18 protein-coding genes and 1 pseudogene are annotated in these 18330 nt (G+C 72.2%); 7 read left to right on the forward strand and 12 right to left on the reverse strand.

Going from position 1 to position 18330, the window contains the following annotated elements; all coding sequences use genetic code 11:
• Position 1: 1 nt before the first annotated feature.
• Positions 2–186, forward strand: a pseudogene (locus IF09_RS46990) (amino acid permease); the annotation flags it as partial.
• Here the strand turns inward: IF09_RS46990 and IF09_RS0115595 are convergent.
• Positions 167–1054, reverse strand: coding sequence for an alpha/beta fold hydrolase (locus IF09_RS0115595; RefSeq protein ID WP_030296017.1), 888 nt, complete (start codon positions 1052–1054; stop codon positions 167–169). The pseudogene IF09_RS46990 and the gene IF09_RS0115595 sit on opposite strands and share 20 nt — an antisense overlap.
• A 197-nt stretch (positions 1055–1251) precedes the next feature.
• On the reverse strand, positions 1252–2004 hold the full coding sequence (gene budA, locus IF09_RS0115600; protein ID WP_078613269.1) for an acetolactate decarboxylase: 753 nt from the start codon (positions 2002–2004) through the stop codon (positions 1252–1254).
• 101 nt (positions 2005–2105) lie between these two features.
• Between budA and IF09_RS45645 the strand changes: the two genes are divergently transcribed.
• Positions 2106–2321, forward strand: a complete 216-nt coding sequence (locus IF09_RS45645) for a hypothetical protein (RefSeq protein WP_158709981.1) — start codon at positions 2106–2108, stop codon at positions 2319–2321.
• A 203-nt stretch (positions 2322–2524) separates the two neighbouring features.
• Here IF09_RS45645 and IF09_RS47945 read toward each other — a convergent pair whose 3' ends face one another.
• The 5 genes from IF09_RS47945 to IF09_RS0115625 all read right to left on the reverse strand — a co-directional run bounded on the left by IF09_RS47945 (position 2525) and on the right by IF09_RS0115625 (position 6301).
• A complete protein-coding gene (locus tag IF09_RS47945; protein ID WP_267882152.1) occupies positions 2525–2647 on the reverse strand; it encodes a hypothetical protein in 123 nt (40 codons plus the stop codon).
• Positions 2648–3152: 505 nt separating this feature from the next.
• Positions 3153–4541 (reverse strand): chloride channel protein, encoded by a 1389-nt coding sequence (locus tag IF09_RS0115610; protein ID WP_030296020.1) that lies wholly within the window; start codon positions 4539–4541, stop codon positions 3153–3155.
• Between the two features lie 58 nt (positions 4542–4599).
• Positions 4600–4875 (reverse strand): SHOCT domain-containing protein, encoded by a 276-nt coding sequence (locus tag IF09_RS0115615; RefSeq protein WP_030296022.1) that lies wholly within the window; start codon positions 4873–4875, stop codon positions 4600–4602.
• Between the two features lie 45 nt (positions 4876–4920).
• A complete protein-coding gene (locus IF09_RS0115620) occupies positions 4921–5394 on the reverse strand; it encodes a DUF6325 family protein (protein WP_234321002.1) in 474 nt (157 codons plus the stop codon).
• A 187-nt stretch (positions 5395–5581) separates the two neighbouring features.
• Positions 5582–6301 (reverse strand): GAP family protein, encoded by a 720-nt coding sequence (locus IF09_RS0115625; RefSeq protein ID WP_030296026.1) that lies wholly within the window; start codon positions 6299–6301, stop codon positions 5582–5584.
• 179 nt (positions 6302–6480) lie between these two features.
• Between IF09_RS0115625 and IF09_RS0115630 the strand changes: the two genes are divergently transcribed.
• The 3 genes from IF09_RS0115630 (at position 6481) to IF09_RS0115640 (ending at position 10705) form a co-directional block, all read left to right on the forward strand.
• The gene (locus IF09_RS0115630) at positions 6481–7452 is read left to right on the forward strand and encodes a YhjD/YihY/BrkB family envelope integrity protein (protein WP_234321003.1); all 972 of its coding nucleotides are present in this window, start codon (positions 6481–6483) and stop codon (positions 7450–7452) included.
• 105 nt (positions 7453–7557) lie between these two features.
• Positions 7558–8979, forward strand: coding sequence for a DUF2252 domain-containing protein (locus IF09_RS0115635; protein ID WP_051832485.1), 1422 nt, complete (start codon positions 7558–7560; stop codon positions 8977–8979).
• A gap of 100 nt (positions 8980–9079) precedes the next feature.
• A complete protein-coding gene (locus IF09_RS0115640; RefSeq protein ID WP_030296032.1) occupies positions 9080–10705 on the forward strand; it encodes an MFS transporter in 1626 nt (541 codons plus the stop codon).
• A 10-nt stretch (positions 10706–10715) separates the two neighbouring features.
• On the opposite strand, the gene IF09_RS0115645 is transcribed toward IF09_RS0115640, so the two are convergent.
• Positions 10716–12029: a hypothetical protein gene (locus IF09_RS0115645; protein WP_051832487.1), complete on the reverse strand. Its 1314-nt coding sequence runs from the start codon at positions 12027–12029 to the stop codon at positions 10716–10718.
• A gap of 285 nt (positions 12030–12314) precedes the next feature.
• On the opposite strand from IF09_RS0115645, the gene IF09_RS0115650 reads away from it, so the two are divergent.
• Entirely contained in the window at positions 12315–12680 is a 366-nt protein-coding gene (locus tag IF09_RS0115650; protein WP_051832528.1) for an SHOCT domain-containing protein, read from the forward strand.
• On the opposite strand, the gene IF09_RS0115655 is transcribed toward IF09_RS0115650, so the two are convergent.
• The gene (locus IF09_RS0115655) at positions 12634–13770 is read right to left on the reverse strand and encodes a type II CAAX endopeptidase family protein (RefSeq protein WP_063607382.1); all 1137 of its coding nucleotides are present in this window, start codon (positions 13768–13770) and stop codon (positions 12634–12636) included. The genes IF09_RS0115650 and IF09_RS0115655 overlap by 47 nt on opposite strands.
• Before the next feature lie 481 nt (positions 13771–14251).
• On the opposite strand from IF09_RS0115655, the gene IF09_RS45650 reads away from it, so the two are divergent.
• Complete coding sequence (locus IF09_RS45650; protein WP_158709982.1) at positions 14252–14425, forward strand: hypothetical protein; 174 nt, start codon at positions 14252–14254, stop codon at positions 14423–14425.
• Between the two features lie 284 nt (positions 14426–14709).
• Here the strand turns inward: IF09_RS45650 and IF09_RS0115665 are convergent, their stop codons facing one another.
• The 3 genes from IF09_RS0115665 to IF09_RS0115675 all read right to left on the reverse strand — a co-directional run bounded on the left by IF09_RS0115665 (position 14710) and on the right by IF09_RS0115675 (position 18053).
• Positions 14710–15723 (reverse strand): hypothetical protein, encoded by a 1014-nt coding sequence (locus IF09_RS0115665; protein ID WP_030296040.1) that lies wholly within the window; start codon positions 15721–15723, stop codon positions 14710–14712.
• Positions 15720–17066 carry an MFS transporter gene (locus IF09_RS0115670; protein WP_030296042.1) on the reverse strand — a complete coding sequence of 449 codons (1347 nt, stop codon included), beginning with the start codon at positions 17064–17066 and terminating at the stop codon, positions 15720–15722. Before IF09_RS0115670 ends, IF09_RS0115665 begins: the two co-directional genes overlap by 4 nt.
• 114 nt (positions 17067–17180) lie before the next feature.
• On the reverse strand, positions 17181–18053 hold the full coding sequence (locus IF09_RS0115675) for a glycosyltransferase (RefSeq protein WP_030296045.1): 873 nt from the start codon (positions 18051–18053) through the stop codon (positions 17181–17183).
• Positions 18054–18330 lie beyond the last annotated feature (277 nt).

The raw sequence follows: 18330 nt of genomic DNA on the forward strand, positions 1-18330 counted from the left end.
CGCGACCCGCCCGGGCGCGCAGGTCACCGTACTGGTCCCGGAGACCGAACGCGCGCGCACCTGTGGCAGCGACGGCTGCAGAACCAGCGGGGCTCGGTCATGGCCCACGCCGTACGCCGCGACAAGGACGCCGTGATCCGCCGACTGCGTTTCCGCGTCGGTGACGTCACCGACGACGTGCGTTGACACGTCGTTGACGAAGCCGGGCACGGTCCGCGGCGGTGTGTTCGAGGATTGCGGGGACGATCGTCGCCCAGTCGGCCCGCTCGACCCCGTGGCCGGCGTCCTCCAGCGCCAGTAGCCAGCCCTCGGGGATCTGTTCCGCGAGTGCCTCACCGTGACTGAGCGGGAACATCGGATCGGCGGTCCCGTGGATCACCAGCGTGGGCACGGCGATCGAGGACAGGGGCGCTGGTGGGAGCTCACCGTCCGGAAGCGAGTCGTGGTTGCGGGCCGCGGTGAAGTCGTGCGCACGCTCGACGTCGCGACGGACGAGGCTGCGGGCGGCGGCCTCGTCGAACGGGCGCCGACCGCCGGCGAGCACGCGCGCGTAGCCGACCTGGTAGTCGATCACCGAGTGGCCATCCGACCAGTCGACGTGCGCGTCGGAGACGAACTGCACGAACTCCTCGGTGGGCGGGGGAAGCTCGCGGCCCCCGGGCACGGCGCAGGACGTGCTGATCAGTACGAGCGAGAGGACGCGATCGGCGAAATGGAGCGCGAGCAGCTGCGCGAGTGCCCCTCCGGCCGAGACACCCACGACGTGCGCGGCCGGGACGCCATGGGCGTCGAGCACGCGGGCGGCGTCGGCGACCAGGTCCGCGCCGGTGTATCCGGGACGGCCCGGCTCGTAGGTGACGGATCGGCCGGTGTCGCGGTGGTCGTAGCGGATCACGAAGCGCCCGCCGTCGGCGAGCATCCGGCAAAAACCCCACTCCCACCAGAGCATCGAGGCCCCAAGACCCATGATGAGCAGGACGGGAGGATCCGACGGCTCGCCGAAGGACTCGGTGCACAGCGTGATGCCGTCCGCCTCCACCACGCGCTCGGCCATCGTTGCTTCTCCTCACCTGCGGTACACCGGCTCCGGTGGTAGTTGTAGCAGCGCAGCCGGTCGGGAGACGCGGCCTGGCCGCCGGGCGGGGCCGTGGCGTTGTTCTGGAACCCGCAGGGGGTCCGCGATGCGCGGTGGCACGCTGCCTTGGGGGTGTGGGCGGTCCGTCGATTCCTGCGCCGACCGGTATTCACCGCTCAGGGCCTGCGGCTGCCCTGCAGCACCGCCTCGATCTCAGCCGCGATGTCGCCACGGCCGAGCTGCGCCGTGTGGAAGTCCGCCGTCCGCGGCATACGGAGGACCAGCTCGTAGCCCACGTCCACGCGCACTTGCCCGGAGCGGAGTACGAAGTCGTAGGCGTGGCCGCCACGGGTCCGGCAGCTGGAGAGGAAGTGCAGGTGGTATCCGGCCGCGGCCACCCCGAGCATGTGGGTGGGGCTGCGGAAACCGACGATGGTTCCGTCCAGGTCGGTGTGGGTGGAGATGATCTGTCCGGCCACCGCGTCGATCAGCCGGGGGTAGGGGCGGTGCTGCTCCGGGAGCATGCGGGTGACCATGTGGTCGAAGTGCCCGTCGACGCGGACTGCGTAGAACATGTTGGGGCTCGGCAACCACCTGTCGATCACCGCGCGCAGCTCTGTGGCGTAGACGGGCTCGGTCATCCGCCAGTCGTACTCGCCGTGGAAGTAGGTCACTGCCGCGAGGGGTGTTCGCGTGGCCAGGTCGGCTTCACCGGCGGTGCCGTCGGCGCGTAATCGGTAGCATCGCCCGTCGAGGACGATCATCTCGCCGTCGAGCCGGTCGAAGGTGCCGATGCCGAAGTCGCCGTGGCGGCAGAGCTCGGCGATGGTCGTCGTGCCTTCGTAGACGCCCTCCAGCATGGCCGTCATGGTCGAGGCCTGGAAGATCCGCCCCGGCGTGTTCCGCGGAGTCGGGTTCGGTCCAGGCATGTGCCCCCCTGAGTCGCCGTGAGTACGAGGGTCCGGTAGCGGCTTCACGACGCCTGGGCCCCCGCCAGACCTGCGTGCAGCAGCACGTTAGGGAGTCGGCCATGTCGTCACAACGGCGCGCACGCGGTCGCGCGTTGTTCCCGGCGGTGCACCACACCACCGCCCGCCGGCCGGCACCCCCTCGCGCCCCGGCGCGGCGGTACCTCCCCGAGGCGCTGGCCGAGGCGTACGACCCCGTCACCGTGCGCCAGATCCTCGCCCCTACGGGCGGCCTGCCCAAGCACGCCCGGCCCCCCGGCGCGTGGTGTACTCCCTGAACCCCACGGGCGCCGACGATGATCTCCCGCACATCAAGGCACTCGTCAACGCCGCCCTCACCGACTCACAGCCGGACCGCCCCTCCCGTCCCGTGATGCGCGAAGCGACTGGCCCGGCGGGCTGAACGGGAATGCCGCCGGAAGCAACGTGCCGCCGACCCGGGCAGCGGGCAGGGCCCGTTCGACCATGAGGAGATGGCCCGTCAGGAACCAGACGGCGGTGTCGAGTCGCCGTACGCGACCGGGCGGCGCAGGACGCTGCCGCGCTGTTCGATGAGGTGGGCTCGTATCTCATCGTGTGAGGCGAGGCGCGGGGTGTTCTGCACGGGTACGAGTGTGCCGTTCGCTCCGGGGTCTGCGGCAGGACTCCACCGCCGCCACCGAGGACGTCGTCGTGGACGGCTCCGGGTCCACCCCGCACGCGCCCACCCGGCTGTGGGCACCGCGACGGCACCGGCACCTCGGCCGGGCGCCCCGTTGCCCCCCTGGACCACGACCCGGGTGTCCGAGCCACGGCTCGTCCTGGCACAGCCCGGCCAGCAGGCGTGCGGCGTAGCCGAGTGCGGGGTGCGCGCGCACGTGGTCGGAGCGGGCCGGCAGGTGCGCCGCGTGCCTCCCTCGACGGCGTGGCGCAGGGCGAACGACGCCGGCAGGGCCCTGGGGTGGTCCGGTTCGGCGGCGAGGACGCGGTCCAGCCGGGCGAGGCCGTCGGAGGGACGGCTGTCGCCGCCGCCCGGCACTTCACGGGGTCGGACTTCCGCATGCACGTCTGCCGGGACGCCTGCGTCCCGGCGGCCCGGGCGGGCTCTGCCCCTTCGAGCGGAGCAGACGCTACGGCGCAGGCGCAGGCGCAGGCGCGGCGGGCTGGGCCGGGCGGCTTACGGGTGGGACCGGCGGGCCCGGCGGCAGGAGTTCGGCGGTCACGAACGCCACGACGGCGGAGAGGATCGCCACCGGGATCATCTCGGTGCTGCCCAGGACCAGGACCACGAGTACCACACTGCTGACCGGCAGCCGCAGCGCGCTCACGGTGGCGGCAGCCATGCCAGCCGCCAGCCCCGCGCCGATGCCCAGGCCGGGCAGGGGCGAGCAGAGGACGCCGGCCGCGGCGCCGAGGAACAGGGACGGGAAGATGGGGCCGCCGCGCAGGCTGCCCAGGCACAGGGAGAAGGCGGCGCCCTTGCACAGGAGGACGGCGATCAGCGCGCCCACGCCCCAGGCGTGCGGATCTCCGGCCAGCTCGCCCAGCGTGGCCTGGCCCGAGGAGGCCACGTCCGCGGGAGAGCGGCCGGTACCCAGGGCATAGGCGGCGGCGCAGACGCCGGCGGCGAGCGCGCAGAGCACCGTGAGGGTCAGGGGCCGTCGGGCGACGTGGACGGCGGTCAGCCGGCCGCCGTACTGGATCAGGTGCACCCCGGCGGCGAGGGCCACGGCGATGAGGATCGACCAGCCCACGTCACCGACGTCCAGACGGGGGAACTGCGGGCCTGCCTTCAGCTTCAGATCGCCGGTCCCCAGACCGGTCCAGCGGCCGAAACCGGTGAACACGAGCGAGCCGATGCCGCTGGAGAGCAGCGCGGGCAGCATGACGGCGAACAGCTGGGGTCCGCCCACGCCGACGACCTCCATCAGCAGCACCGCACCGATCAGCGGATTGCCGAAGATGGTGGCGACCGCGGCAGCGGCGCCGGCGGCGCCCAGCAGCGCGGTGCTCATCGGTGTCTCCGGCGTTCCGGTGAGGTGCCGCAGCGCGATCGCGAGTCCGCCGCCCAGCGCGATCAGCGGGGCCTCGGGGCCGAGCGTGGCGCCGAGCGGCAGGCTGAACGCGGCCGCGAGGACCACTCCGGGAAGGGCTGCGGCTCCGAGACCGCCCGCGTGCAGTCCGGACGCGGGGATGTGCCCGCCCGCCCCGGGGAAACGGGTGACGATCTGCCCGACGCAGATACCCGATATGAGCAGGAGCGGCAGGGGCCACCACCACGGCGGAGTGTCGTGGCCGAGGGCGTGCGGGAGGTCCGTCCACACCAGGCTCTCCAGTTTCTGGATCCCGGCGAGGAACCAGAATGCGGCCAGCGAGACCGGGATGCCGATGAGCCCGCAGAACACCAGCGTCTTGAGGTATCCGGGAGTCCGGAGCAGCTCGCCGAGCTTGTGGGGCTCCGCGGGCCGTGATGGCGGCTGTGGACTCGGACTCCGGCTCGGCTGCGTCGGCTGCGTCATGGGGCCGTTCCTTCCCGTCCCCCGTCCCTCACCGGTGCGCCCGGTGCAGGGTGCTCTGTCAGCCGAGGATCCGGCGCTTCTGCTCGGCGAATTCCTCCTCGGTCAGCACTCCCTGCTCCTTGAGGGTACTGAGCTGCTTGAGCTGGTCGATCTTGGTGGTCATGTCATCGGCGGCAGGGGCCGCAGCCGGGGGCGGCGCTGCGGCCACCGGCTCTTGCACGGCGTCCTGCTGGGCCCACCGGCCGGCCTGCCGCCGGGACACCCGGTTGGACACGGCGGTGGCGGTGCCGGCGACGACGGCCGTACGGGCGACTCCGCGAAGAAGTCCGGGCATGATGCTCATCTCCAGGGGTGCGGTGAAGCAGGTCTGCGGGCGGTCTCAGCCGTCGGCGGGCGGGACGTCCATGGCGTCCAGCGAGGCGAGCAGAGCCTGGACGGGAATCCGGCCGGCCGCCACGAGCTGGGCGCCTCCGCGCCGCAGTTCGCGGGCGAACGGCGCCGCCCACCTGTTCTCGTAGACGATGATCCCCGCCGAGTTCCCGGGTTCCAGAGCGGTGCCGGCATCGTCGATGTCGCTCTGGTCCAGCAGGCCGGACGCGGCTCCTTCGAAGACCGTCAGGTCGACCTCGTCGCCGAAGTCGGTCAGTTCCACCGCGGTCACCGAGCCGTCCAGGTCCTTGCGGACGAAGACCAGGTCGAAGATCCGGATGATGCCGCGATCGACGAGATCCACGAGCATGGGCAGTCCGTTGCCCGTCATCCGATTGCCCGGGAACTCGATCACGGCGTAGTCCACGGGGCCCATGTCCTCGATGTCACCGAATCCGCGGGGTTCCTCGGGCTCGCTGCTCATGGCTGCTCCTGTCGGGCTGGGGGAGGGAGGGACGCCGGGCCGGCCGCCGGTGTGCGGACCGCGGGTGGCCGGGTACGAGCGGTACCGAAGCGGATGTCCCTGAGTTCATTGCAGCACCGCGCACGGACCTTCGCACATTCGGAAGCGTCACCTGTGGCAGGGGCCGACCGGCCGGCGGTCCGGCCGGTCAGCTGGTCAGCTGGTAGATGCTCTTGGCGGTCAGCCACAGGCCGAGGGCCAGGCACAGGATGACGATCGCCTGCTCCGAGTGGGCCTTCAGCCATCCGCGCATGCGCAGGAGCCGGGCCTGCGCCACCTCGGGGGAGAACACGATGTACAGCTCGGCGGCCAGCAGGCTCGCGGTCGCGAGCAGGCAGAAGCCGAACAGGGCCGCATAGGTGGCCGCGTGCGAGGTGTTCGCCTCGAGTACCGTCGTCGCACCCGCGGCCACCATGCCCCACGGCTGGACGAGCACGGCCAGGCCGGCCGCCGCCCAGACCGAACTGTGGTCAAGGCCTTCGGCCACCTTGTCGGCCCGTTCTTCCCGAGCCTCCGCGCCGGGGGATGCCGCAGCACTCCCCGGGGCACCAGACGCAGCACCCGCCGGAGCCGCGGAGCTCGCCTGGATGAGGCGGCGGCGGTGCAGTCCGTAGAACACCAGCCCGATCCCGATGGCCAACTTGGCCGCAAGTCCTGCCACGCCGGGAGGGGAGCGCGGCGGCGGGGGCTGGCCGTCGGTCAGCGCGAGGACGACGGCGATCACCGCGACGAAGCAGGCGAGCCAGGCCAGAATGAAGGCGAGGCCCTTCCAGACGCCCCTGGCGGACGACACCACGAGCGCGAACGCCATCATGGGCAGCGGGTAGAGCGTGATGACCAGTGCGATCAGCATCAGGTCGAGAACCATGGCGCCCCCAGCGCGTGACGACGTACCACGTCGACCCTACGCAGCGGACCCGCCTTCGACACCTTTTGCGGGCGCGCGGTACCGGGCACCGGTTCGAGATGCCGCTCCGGGCGGCATCCTCCAACCTGGACGCACACGAAGGAGAGACTCATGGCGACGACTGCTCCGCAGGTGCTGTCGTGGCTGCCCGGCCGTTGTCCGCCTCCCTCCCCACCGCCCCACTCCCCGGTGCACTGATGGCCGCCGGCAAGCGGGCACACCATCCCGTGCACCCCTCGTGGTGGCGGACCCGTTCGCGCACGGCAGCGGTGAGGGCGCGACGCCTCCAGCGCGAGGCGGAGACCCGCTTCCCGGTGATCACCCATGTGGCGGAGCGCATGGTGGCGGTGAACATCTTCGACTCCGCGACGCGCCTCGCCGCGCAGTGTTTCCTCACCGCCGTCCCGCTGGTCTTCGCCGTGGCGTCGTTCGCGCCCGAAGGCCTGCAGCAGCAAATGGCCGAATCCATGCGCGCGGTCTTCGGGCTCACCGGTGAGGCGAGCGAGCAGCTGAACGCCATCTTCGGCGGCACCGACAGCGAATTCCAGAATGCGGTGGGCGTGGTGGGCGCCCTGATGGTGCTGCTGTCCGCGACCGCCGTGAGCCGCGCCATGCAACGCCTGTGCAAGCGGGCGTGGGAGATTCCGCGGAAGGGGGTCCACATCGCGATCTGGCGCTGGGTCGCCTGGATCGGCGTCTGGCTCTGCGTGCTGGTCGTGCAGGGACCGGTCCGCGACGGGTTCGGCGTCGGACTGTGGCTGGGCATCCCCCTCACGTTCGTCTTCCTGGCGCTGACGTGGTGGTGGTCGCAGCACCTCCTGCTGGGCGGACTGGTGGGCTGGCTCCCCCTGCTGCCGGGAGCCGTGCTCACCGCCCTTGGCGCCACCGCCCTCTCGCTCGTCGCCCGCTTCTACATGCCGCGCGCCCTCAATCGGGCGCTGAGCGACTACGGGTCGGCCGGTTCGGTCTTCGTCCTGCTGTCCTGGCTGATCGTGGTGTGCGTGGCCATCGCCATCGGTGTCACTGCGGGCGCCGTCCTGGCGCAGGAGCCGTTCCTGGCCGGGCGGCTGGGCAGTCCGCTCCCCAAGCGGCCGGGGGACGACCAGGGCTGAGCAGACCGGGTGCCGTGCGCCGGAGCCGAACGGCACCGTACGGCGCTGCCGGGCCGTGAGTGCCATGCTGGGCAGCAGGGGCCCGCGTGGCCTGGAGGTGCAGCGATGGCAATGCATGCCGCAGGGGCGGAGAACGGCACCCGCGGACTGTCCGCCGCGGAACGGGCCGAGCGCGGACGCGCCGCCCGGCACCGGACGCCCCGCTCCGTGCACGGGGAGTTCGAACCGCCCGCGGACCGACGGGATCCGGTGGAGGTACTCGAGGGGCAGGCGGCCGGCCGAGTGCCGGAGCTGGTACCGATCCGCTACGGGCGGATGTCAGAGTCCCCGTTCCGCTTCTATCGGGGCGCCGCGGCCGTCATGGCCGCCGACCTGGCCCACACCCCGGACTCCGGACTCCGGGCCCAACTGTGCGGCGATGCCCACATGTTGAACTACGGCCTCCTCGGCACCCCGGAGCGGAACCTGCTGTTCGACGTCAACGACTTCGACGAGACACTGCCCGGACCGTGGGAGTGGGACGTCAAGCGGCTGGCCGTGAGCCTGGCCATCGCCGGGCGGGAGAACGGCTTCACCGATGCCGAGCGCACCGCGATCGTCCGGTCCGCGGGCCGCTCCTACCGTGAGCAGATGCGCCGCTACGCCGTCATGCGCCACCTCGACGTCTGGTACGCGAGGGTCGATGCGGAGCAGCTCCAGACACTGGGGGCGGCCGAACTGCGCTCGCGCGGCCGCAGGCGGCTGGCCGAGGAGCTGGCCAAAGCACGCGGGCGGGACAGCCTGCAGGCAGCCGGGAAACTCACCGAGGTGGTCTCCGGCGAGCGCCGGTTCAGGTCGGTACCGCCCCTGGTCGTACCGCTCACGGAGCTGCTGGCGGACAACGAGCGCGGCCCGCTCGAGGAGCAGATCCGCGAAATGGTCGAACAGTACGGCCAGACCCTCCCTTCGGACCGGCGGCACCTGCTGCGGCAGTTCACCGTCGTCGACATGGCCCGCAAGGTGGTGGGGGTCGGGAGTGTGGGCACCCGGTGCTGGATCATTCTGCTCCAGGGCAGGGACGGCGACGACCCGTTGATCCTCCAGGCCAAGGAGGCCGGCGAGTCGGTCCTCGCCCCGTACGTCGGCGCCGGCGAGCATTCCATGCAGGGCGAACGGGTGGTGGCCGGGCAGCGCCTGATGCAGGCAGCCGGCGACATCTTCCTGGGCTGGTACCGGGCGAAGGGCATCGACGGCCGCCAGCGGGACTTCTACGTACGGCAGTTGCGGGACTGGAAGGGGAGCATCGAACCGGAGCTCATGGCGCCGCGGGGCATGCAGACGCTCGGCGACGTGTGCGCGACCACCCTGGCCCGGGCACACGCCCGGTCCGGCGACCGGATCGGCATCGCCGCCTATCTGGGCAGCGCCGACGTGTTCGACCGGGCACTGGTGCGGTTCGCGGAGGCGTACGCCGACCGGAACGAGCGCGACCACCAGGCCCTGGTGGACGCAGTGGCCTCGGGCCGGGTGGCGGCGCAATCGGCGTGAACGCCGGCGGGCGCTGCGAGCGCCCCGCGTCTGTGCCAGTCGGCTGACCTGCCCGGCGAGGCGACACGTGGCTGTCCGGAGCCGTGGGAGGCTCCGTTCCATGACAGCCAAGGCACACCCGACATCCGCGGCCGGGGCGGCGAAGGGCGCCCGGGGCGTCCTGCTGACGCTGGCGGCCGGCCAGTTCCTGATGGCCCTGGACAGTTCGGTCATGAACGTCTCGATCGCGACGGTGGCGGAGGACATCGGCACCACGGTCAGTGGCCTGCAGGGCGCGATCACCGCCTACACGCTGGTCATGGCGATGCTGATGATCAGCGGTGGCAAGGTCGGCGCCCTCGTCGGCCGCAAGCGGGCGTTCATGATCGGCTGCGTCATCTACGGCTGCGGATCCCTCACCACGTCACTCGCCCCGAACCTCACCGTCCTGCTGCTGGGCTGGTCGTTGCTGGAGGGTGTGGGAGCCGCGCTGATCATGCCGGCGATCGTGGCGCTCGTCGCCTCGAACTTCGCCGTGGAGCGCAGGCCGGCCGCGTACGGGCTGGTCGCCGCCGCAGGGGCGGTGGCGATCGCGCTGGGGCCGCTCATCGGCGGCGTGGCGACGACGTTCTTCTCCTGGCGCTGGGTGTTCGCCGGGGAGGTCGTGGTCGTGCTGGCCATCCTGCTGCTCGCCCGCCGGGTCGCCGACGCGCCCCCCGACCACCGGCCGCGCATCGACGTCGTGGGCGCGATCGTGTCGGCGCTGGGCATCGGACTGTTCGTCTTCGCCGTGCTGCGCACGAGCGAGTGGGGCTGGTTCCGGCCCAAGGCCGGCGCACCGTCCTGGTTCCACCTCTCACCGGTCGTCTGGCTGATGATGGCCGGCCTCTTCCTCCTCTGGCTGTTCTTCCGCTGGGAGGCACGTCTGGTCGCACGCGGGACCGAACCCCTCGTGGATCCGGAGCTCCTGGGCAACCGGCAGCTCACCGGCGGCCTGACGATGTTCTTCTTCCAGTACCTCGTACAAATGGGCGTGTTCTTCGTCGTCCCGCTCTACCTGTCCGTCGCCCTGGGCCTGTCCGCCGTCAAGACCGGCGTACTGATCCTTCCGCTTTCCATCTCCCTGCTGGCCGCCGCTGTCGGGATCCCCCGGTTCCGTCCGGACGCCTCACCTCGGCGCGTGGTGCGGTTCGGAGTGCTGCTGATGCTCGCCGGGGCCGTCGTCCTGCTGGCCGCCCTGGACGAGGACTCCGGCGCGGGCGTCGTCACCGTCCCGCTGCTGCTGATCGGTCTGGGGATGGGGGCGCTGGCCTCACAGCTCGGAGCCGTCACGGTTTCGGCCGTCCCGGACGAGCAGAGCGCCGATGTCGGCGGAATCCAGAACACCGTCACGAACCTCGGCGCGTCGATCGGTACCGCCGTCGCCGGGTCGATCCTCATCACCATGCTGACCTCGTCGTTCCTCACGACCATCGAGCAGAACCCGGCGGTCCCGGCCGAGGTCAAGGAGCAGGCGAACGTCCAACTCGTCGGGGGAGCGCCCTTCCTGTCGGACGCCCAGCTCACCGCAGCCCTCGAGGATGCCGGTGCGAAGTCGGAGGTGACGCAGGCTGCACTCGACGCGAACGTCACCGCACGGATCGACGGCCTGCGGGCCGCCCTGGGGGTCCTCGCACTGGCCGCACTGACGGCGCTGTTCTTCACCCAGCGCATCCCCGCGACCCAGCCCGGGGCGGCGCGTCCCTGAGCCCGGCGGCCTACACGGAACCCGGTGGTCTTCCGCCGACCGTCGCCCTGCTCTCGGCGACCTCGGCGTCTTCGGCGATGAACTCCGCCACGGCAAGGGCGAAGAGGAGCGCGAGGGCGAGGCCCAGGACGACCCAGCCGGTCGGGTGCGGCCACAGGACGAAAGCGAGGACGGCGGCCGCCACCAGGATCCATGTGATCCAGGCGCGGTGGCGACCGACGAACGGCCCGACCGGGCCCGTACGCAGGCCCGCGTGGTCGGCCGTGGCCCGGGTGGCCGCGATACCGGAGTGCCACAGCCGGCGGACCACCGTGGCACGGCGTCCCGGCCCCGAGAGCCAGGCGGCGAGCGCGAGCAGTACGCCGAGGACCACGACCGTGCGGACGGCGGTCCGCAGGAGGCGGATCAACGCGTCGTAGACGGCGCCGGCGGCCGGCTGGGAGACGGTGTCGGGGAGCGCGTTGAGATAGACCGTACGGAAGACCGTCAAGGCGATGCCCAGGATGAGCGCCGCGGCGGCGAAGCCGAGGGCCGCCGCGACCAGGCTACGGCGCCGGTGGGCTGCCAGCAGGACGCCCACGGCCGCGAGGATCACGGCGATGACCGGCAGCCACAGGCCGACGATCTCGAGCAGCCGGAAGCCGGTCTTGACCCGGCCGATGTCGTCCGACCGGAGAACGGTGAAGTCGGTGTGGATCTCGGGGATCTTGGCGGCGACGGTGAGCCCCGAGTCCACGAGCCGCGTCTTCACCTGTTCGATGACCGGGGCGAGATCCACGGTCACCGAGTCGTTCTTGATCTCCACGGCTCCCTCGTCGCTGCCGGTCAGCGCGCGTACGAGGGCGGTGTGGATCGTGCGGTTCGCGCCGGTCCAGATGGTGGCGAAGGCATCCGACGCGACGACGTCCTGCGCCTTGTCGTGCACGAAGCTCCGGACCGCGCCCTCGAGGCCGTTGCCCAGCTTCCCGAGCCCCTTCTGCAGCAGCGGCCGGTCCTCCGGCGCCACGCCCTCGAGCAGGGCAGGCAGGTCGAGGTGTTCCATGACCGCGCCCGTGACCCGGTTCGCGGCGGCCGCCTGGACGTCGGGGTTGGAGGCGAGAGGAGCCACGGTGGCGACGTAGCGGTCGGTGTCGCCCACGATGTCCGCCGTCCATGCGGCGACGATGCCCAAGGGGGCCAGGACGCAGCCGATGACGATCAGCAGGGCGGACAGGAAGGCGCGCAGCCTGTGCCGCGGCGGCGGGCGTTTCGCGGCCTCGCTCTCCAGCGTGGCAACCCGAGCCCGCAGAGCGGCGAGCTCGCCCTGGCTTTCGTCGTCCGGCATGGCATGTCTCCTAGGGGTCGTACCCCAGGCAATCCCGGCCACCTCGATCCGGCGAGCGGTGGTGACCCGACCGGGTGAGACCTGTCGATGCGATCCGTGGCCTGCGGTGCGGCCCGGTGGGGCAGGGCGGCTGCGCCGATGCGAGAGGTACGGGGTGAGCCGTACGGGGCCGCTCGACATGCGGAACGCGGTGGGCGAGCCAATACTGCTGATCGCGGGCATCGGGCCCGCCCGAAGGAGGCATCCGTGGACGACGACTACCCGGCGCTGAGCATCTTCTGGTCCATGCTCTGGTTCTTCCTGTGGATCATGTGGCTGTTCCTGCTGTTCAAGATCATCACGGACATCTTCCGCGACCACGAGATGAGCGGCTGGGCCAAGGCGGGCTGGCTGATCTTCGTCATCGTGCTGCCCTTCCTCGGCGTACTGGTGTACGTCATCGCCCGCGGGAAGAGCATGACCCAGCGGGACGTCAAGCAGGCCAAGGAGAACGAGGCCGCTTTGCAGAACTACATCCGCGAGACGGCAGGCGCCGCTCCGGCCGGCGGATCGGGCGGCGCGGACGAGCTGGCCAAGCTGGCCGAGCTGAAGGCCAAGGGCGCGCTCACCGAGGAGGAGTTCCAGCAGGCCAAGACGAAGCTGCTGGCCTGACGGCGTCCCGGACCGGCAGCGTGAGCTGGTGGTCCGGGCTGCGGCTCTCGACGCCGTACCGGGCGCCGAGTCTCGAGATCAGCAGGCAGTAGGCGGGTGCGCACACCAGCTCGAGGACGAGCGCCTGCCACGGGGCGTCTGCTGCGGTTCCGGAATCGGCCAGTTGTCCCAGCGCGAGCGCTATGCCGTAGGACAGCACGTTGTTCGCCGTGTGGATCGCGATCACGGCCTCCAGCCCGCCCGTACGGATGACGAGCCAGCCCCACCACACCGCGGAGTAGAAGAGCAGCGCGAACCCCGACCACGCACCGAACCCGTGGGCGAGCGCGAAGAGCAGCGAGGCCACGACGATCCCCGGCCAGGGCGAACGGAGGAAGCCCCCGAAGAACTGGACGAGCCAGCCCCGGAAGACGAACTCCTCGGCCGCGGCCTGGAAGGGAACCAGCCCCAGGAACACCGCCGAGCCGAGCAGCAGCGGCAGCCATCCGGGGAACTCGCCCGCGAGGCTCTCGGGGCCGTCCTCCACCCGGCCCCAGAGCACGAGCGCGCCCATCTGAAGGGCTATCAGGGGGAATGCCACCGCAGCACACCGGGCGAGCCAGCCCCAGCGCAGCCGGCCCAGGACGGAAATCACCGTTCCGGCGGGACGGCGGCCGCACGCACGGACGGCCAGCAGGACGACGGGTATGCCGACCGCCAGGCCGACGAGCCCCATGGCCTCGTCCGCCAGCGGGTCGGACAGCACCCGGTCACCGCCGTCGGGGGCGAGCTGCAGGCCCAGTGCGTGGCCGATGGCCATGCCGGCCACGGTGACGGCTATGAGGCCCGCCGCCAGGAGGACCGTGACGAGGAGAACCTCGCCGAGACGCCCGAGTGCGCCCTGCCGCCCGTTCCTCGCCTGCTCGTGGTACAGCGAACCGGCCGCCGCGGCCGCGAGGGCAGGGGGCTGGGCGTACCCGGCAGGGGGAGCGGGCCGGCCCTGCGGCGGGGCCCAGGGGGCCGCGCCGGCGCAAGGGCCGCCGTCGACCCAGACCTGGGCGTTCGCATCGGCCGGCGTGAACCGGCCGTCCGGATGGGGAGTCTGTGACACGGGTACCGCCCGCCTTCTTCCCGTTCGAGTGTCTGCGCGCCCATTCGATCACGCGTACGTTGCGTACGGTGCGCAGGGCTTCGGCGGACGACGCAGGCGGGGTCCTGCTCGGCGATCTCGGCGGTGACCACGGCGACCGCGGCCCTCAACCCAGGCGTGCATCGGCAGGGGGGACTCGACCCCGCTCCGGACCGACGTCAGCAGCTGACACGTCAGGGTGACGTCGGAGCCGGCCGGAGTGATCTCTTTCGGGGAAGCCGCGACGGTCACGCCGTCGGCTTTCGCGGCCCGGCCGGCATCTTCCTGCGGCTGCCTGCCGGTCCTTGAACTGGCCGTACGTACCCGAGAAGGCGAGGACCGCCTCCGTCGGTGACGGGAATTCAGGGGCTACCGGCAGGTATCGGACCGTGTTCCGCCCAGGTTTGATAGGAGTTGGCGTAACCGGCGCGCGCCAGTACGTCTGAGCGGGAAGGGCACGATCATGCTGGAGTTTCCCAAGCCGCGAACCCTGGTGTGCTCGTACTGCCAGGCCGGCCCGAAGGACGGCACGGCCCGGACCCTGTCGGCGGAGGCCGGAATGCTGACGGTCACCTGGCACACCGCATCCTGCCCGCACTACGCGGCGGACCGCATCCTCGCCGACAAACGCATCTGACCCGCCGCCGGTCCTGCGGGGCGTCCGTGGAGGAAATGTGGATACCGCAGACCCGGCACCGGAAGCGGGAGGCGGTCGGCATGCCGCTCGAGGATGCCCAGGTCCGGTGACCACCGCCACCGCGTCCGTGAGATGCAGGTCCACGTGGTGCTTCTCGACGAGGTGCGGACCGGGTCCCGGGCGCCCGGTCCACGAGGGCCGAGTCCGCACGAACGCAGGACCCGGGCCGGCCCGACAGGGCCACGGCGTCGGGCAGTCGGCCCTCGTGACCGCGCGTACGGCCGTCAGCCGAGGCGCGTCGGCGAGGAGGCCGCCGGGGTCAGGACGCGGGGGGCGCCCGTGCCGTCCGCCGGGACCGTCCACAGATCGGTGGTGTCCGCCCGGCCCTCTGCGGGCAGGGCGTAGGCCAGAGTCCGGTCGTCGAGCCAGACGGCCTGGTCGTCCACGCTCCGCTTCTCCGCGAGCGGCGTCTCGCGCAGCGTCCCCAGATCCAGTACGTGCTCGCGCCACAGAGAAGCCCCGCGCGCGACGCGCTTCTTGTACGCGACCCGCGTCTCGTCCGGGGACAGGGACGGACACTCGACGTTCTGGGCGAGGGTGGTGACGCTGCGCCGCGAGACCGAGCCCTTCACCAGGTACGTCTGGCCGGCGGTGCCGAGGGTGGCGTAGAAGGTGTCGTCGTCCTTGGAGAAGGTGACGCCCCAGAAGTTCACGTCGCCCGAGGTGTACGGCCGGCCGTCCAGCTGGATGGAGAACTTCTCCAGGTCCGGTTCGATCGCCCCCGTACGGGTGTCCACGATCGCGGTGCGCGTGGAGAAGAACGCGGCGCCGTACGACTCGCCCGAGACGAACACCGTCCAGGCGGCGAAGTGGCCGCTCGGCGAGACCCGGGCCCGCGAGGGGGTGCCCGCGAGCGGGAAGCTGCGCAGCGTACGCAGGTCCGGGTCGACGATGAGGGCCCGGTTGTCCTGGGCGAGCGCGCCCGGAGCGGAGTTCAGGCACACGCCGGTGCCGGCGGCCGCGTGGAAGCGCCGGCAAGTGAGCTGCGACGCGGTGCGCTCGGCCCGGGGCGACTGCCCCGGGACCGAGACGAGCGCCCCGCGGTGCGGGCCCTGCGCGCCGTTGAGGAAGGCCAGCCGGTCCTGCCGCCCGAGCGTGACCGGGCCCTGGGCGACCTTCGGATCCCCCTCGTGCGTCTGCTCGGCCCGGGCGGCGGCGCGCAGCACCAGCGCGGTGCCGAGCCCCCCGAGGAGCAGCACGGCCACGGCGAGTACGAGCAGCCGGCGTGAGCGGGTCATCGGGTTCCTCGGGGGTGTCGGGCCGCTTCGGGAGCGGCGTCGGGCGCCGCCGGGCGGAGTACGAAGCCTGCGACGGCCGCGCAGCAGCACAGACCTGCCGCGGCGGCGGTGAGCGCAGGGCCGGCGCCCCAGAGCGTCCAGGCGGCGCCGAACGCGAGCGAGCAGCCGAAGCGGGCCATCGCCTGGCTGGTGCCGACCACGGCGAGGCCGGTGGCCCGCAGCTTCGCGGGGACGGTCGCGCCGACGGCGGCGGGCAGGACCCCGTCGGTCGCTGCGTAGAACAGGCCGTGCAGTACGAGGACCAGGTACGGGAGGGTCGGCCACTGCGGGGCCCACAGCAGCAGCCCGTACCCGGCCAGCAGGAGGGCGTGCCCGGCGAGGAAGACGGTACGGCGGCCGATCCGGTCGGCCAGGGCGCCGGCCGGCACGGCCAGCAGCAGGAACACCGCGGCGGTGCCCAGGGGGAGCAGCGGGAACCACTGCTCGCGGATGCCCGTGCGGTCCTGGAGCAGCAGGTATAGGAAGGCGTCGCTGACGGTGGTCAGGCCCAGCAGGGCGGCGCAGAGCGCGAGGGCGCGCAGCCGGGGCAGCCGCAGCAGGGCCCCCGCCTCCCGCAGGTTCACGGCGGCGGCCTCGGGAGAGTCCGGCTTCACCGTGCCGGGACCCACCGCCGCAGGCCCCCCGGTCGGGTCGAGGCCCGCGCCCGACGGGACGAACAGCATGAGCACCACGACGCCGAGCACGGCGACGCACGCGCTGACGCCGAAGACGGCGTCGTACCCGCCCACCGCCATGTTCAGGATGAAGAAGGCGGCGAGCGGGCCGAGCAGCGCCCCGGTGGTGTCCATGGCGCGGTGGACGCCGAACGCACGGCCCTGTAACCCGGCAGGTGTGGAAAGGGAGATCAGAGCGTCGCGCGGCGCGGTGCGCAGACCCTTGCCGGTCCGTTCCAGGGCGAGGACCACGCCCACCGGGCCCAGGCCGTGCGCGAGCAGCAGCAGTGGTTTGCACAGCGCGGACAGCCCGTAGCCGATGCCCGCGATCAGCTTGTGGTTGCGGACCCGGTCGGCGAGGTGGCCGCCGGTCAGCTGCACCAGCGCGCTCACCCCGTTGTAGACGCCGTCGAGCGCGCCGAAGCCGAGCGGGCTCAGACCCAGTCCGGCGACCAGGTACAGGGGCAGCACCGCGGTGACCATCTCGGAGGAGACGTCGGTGATCAGACTGACCGTGCCCAGCGCGAGGACGGCCGGGGCGACTGCGGGGGCCCGGACGGACCTGCCGTCCGGAGCCGTCTCCGGTGCGGTCTTCGCGCTGGCGGGCGCGGAGCGGTCCGCGAGGTACATGCTCTCGAGCTCCCGGTGCCGACGGTCTGAGTCACTCGTACGTGCGAGTGAAACCCTAGTGGTTGTACGGGCCAACTGGGCGGTGTACGGCCCGGTTCGGCTCAGTGGGGCGGCTCAGCCCTGACGGCTGCTCTCGTCGCGCAGCCAGGTGGAGAAGTCCCCGGTCCGGATGGCCCTGCGGGCTCCCCGGCGGGCGGCGAGGGCCGCCACGACGAACACGACGACCCCGGGGAGCAGGCTCGGCCGGTCCCTGAGCAGGGCGCGCAGGTCGCCCGTACCGGTGCGCGCGGACGGCGCACGCGCCCCTTCCGGGCTCCGGGCCGCCTCCGCCGCCTGGAAACGCTCCAGCTCGGCGGACGAGGTCGCCGCCCTGACGCGCCGCCTGATCAAGTCGCCCCAGGTGCGCGGCGGATGCACCACGACCCGGGCCGCCTCGACCACGCGCCGCTCCTGCGGCCCGAACGCGAGGGACGCCGCCAGGTCGTCGGCCATCAGCGGGGGCAGCGCTGCGATCCGTTCGTGCCCCGGCTCGGACACCGCGATGACGCCCCGCCCGAACAGCCCCTCGCGGACGGCGGGCAGCCGCTGCCAGACCCGGTAGTACGCCCGGACCGGCCAGGCGCACCCGGAGAGCGGGATGTCGCGGCCGGGGGCCGCGGCGAGGAGGTCCGGACTGGCGGCGAGGACGCCGGCCAGCGCCCGTACGCCGGCCGCACCGAACTCCACGTCGGCGTCCACGTACAGGCGGGGAAAGCCCCGCGCGTGCTCGTCCCCGACCCGAAGTGCCCTGTGCTTGGACGGAGTTGATATCTCCACCACGCGGACGCGGGGGCTCCGCGCGCCCGCCACCGCGGCGGTGTCGTCCGTACAGCCGTTGCACACCACGACGATGTCGGGCCCGCAACCCGGGCCGTCGGCCAGGAGCGCGTCGAGGAGCCGGCCGATGACCCGGCCCTCGTTGTGGGCCGGGATCACGATGCTGGTCACCCCGGAAGTATGCACGCTCGAACAGCCGAGCCGACCGTTTCCTCCAACTCTCCCCGGGGGTAGTCCCGGTGGTCTAGATTGAGCGCAGCCGACCGGGTTCGGCGTGCTTCGGCGACGCTGAAATCCAACCGGAGCAAGGCAGTTGGGGAAATACGGGTTCGGCGGCCTGGGGGAACGGGCCGCCTGCCCGTGGCCGGACCGGCGCGAGGGGCGCCGGGCGGCCGGGGGGCGGAAAGTACGTCGCAACACGTAGGGCATCGGTCGTGGGGGCCATCAC

The organism is Streptomyces katrae, from assembly GCF_000717655.1.
GTDB lineage: Bacteria > Actinomycetota > Actinomycetes > Streptomycetales > Streptomycetaceae > Streptomyces > Streptomyces katrae_B.

Excerpts from the sequence above, each read along its gene's own strand:
- IF09_RS0115645 (WP_051832487.1), bottom strand. The coding sequence starts at position 12,029 with ATGCCGGACGACGAAAGCCAGGGCGAGCTCGCCGCTCTGCGGGCTCGG.
- IF09_RS0115615 (WP_030296022.1), bottom strand. The coding sequence starts at position 4,875 with ATGCCCGGACTTCTTCGCGGAGTCGCCCGTACGGCCGTCGTCGCCGGC.
- IF09_RS0115625 (WP_030296026.1), bottom strand. The coding sequence starts at position 6,301 with ATGGTTCTCGACCTGATGCTGATCGCACTGGTCATCACGCTCTACCCG.
- IF09_RS0115665 (WP_030296040.1), bottom strand. The coding sequence starts at position 15,723 with ATGACCCGCTCACGCCGGCTGCTCGTACTCGCCGTGGCCGTGCTGCTC.
- IF09_RS0115610 (WP_030296020.1), bottom strand. The coding sequence starts at position 4,541 with ATGACGCAGCCGACGCAGCCGAGCCGGAGTCCGAGTCCACAGCCGCCA.
- IF09_RS0115595 (WP_030296017.1), bottom strand. The coding sequence starts at position 1,054 with ATGGCCGAGCGCGTGGTGGAGGCGGACGGCATCACGCTGTGCACCGAG.
- IF09_RS0115620 (WP_234321002.1), bottom strand. The coding sequence starts at position 5,394 with ATGAGCAGCGAGCCCGAGGAACCCCGCGGATTCGGTGACATCGAGGAC.
- IF09_RS45650 (WP_158709982.1), top strand. The coding sequence starts at position 14,252 with ATGCTGGAGTTTCCCAAGCCGCGAACCCTGGTGTGCTCGTACTGCCAG.
- IF09_RS0115670 (WP_030296042.1), bottom strand. The coding sequence starts at position 17,066 with ATGTACCTCGCGGACCGCTCCGCGCCCGCCAGCGCGAAGACCGCACCG.
- IF09_RS45645 (WP_158709981.1), top strand. The coding sequence starts at position 2,106 with ATGTCGTCACAACGGCGCGCACGCGGTCGCGCGTTGTTCCCGGCGGTG.
- IF09_RS0115640 (WP_030296032.1), top strand. The coding sequence starts at position 9,080 with ATGACAGCCAAGGCACACCCGACATCCGCGGCCGGGGCGGCGAAGGGC.
- budA (WP_078613269.1), bottom strand. The coding sequence starts at position 2,004 with ATGCCTGGACCGAACCCGACTCCGCGGAACACGCCGGGGCGGATCTTC.
- IF09_RS0115635 (WP_051832485.1), top strand. The coding sequence starts at position 7,558 with ATGGCAATGCATGCCGCAGGGGCGGAGAACGGCACCCGCGGACTGTCC.
- IF09_RS0115650 (WP_051832528.1), top strand. The coding sequence starts at position 12,315 with ATGCTCTGGTTCTTCCTGTGGATCATGTGGCTGTTCCTGCTGTTCAAG.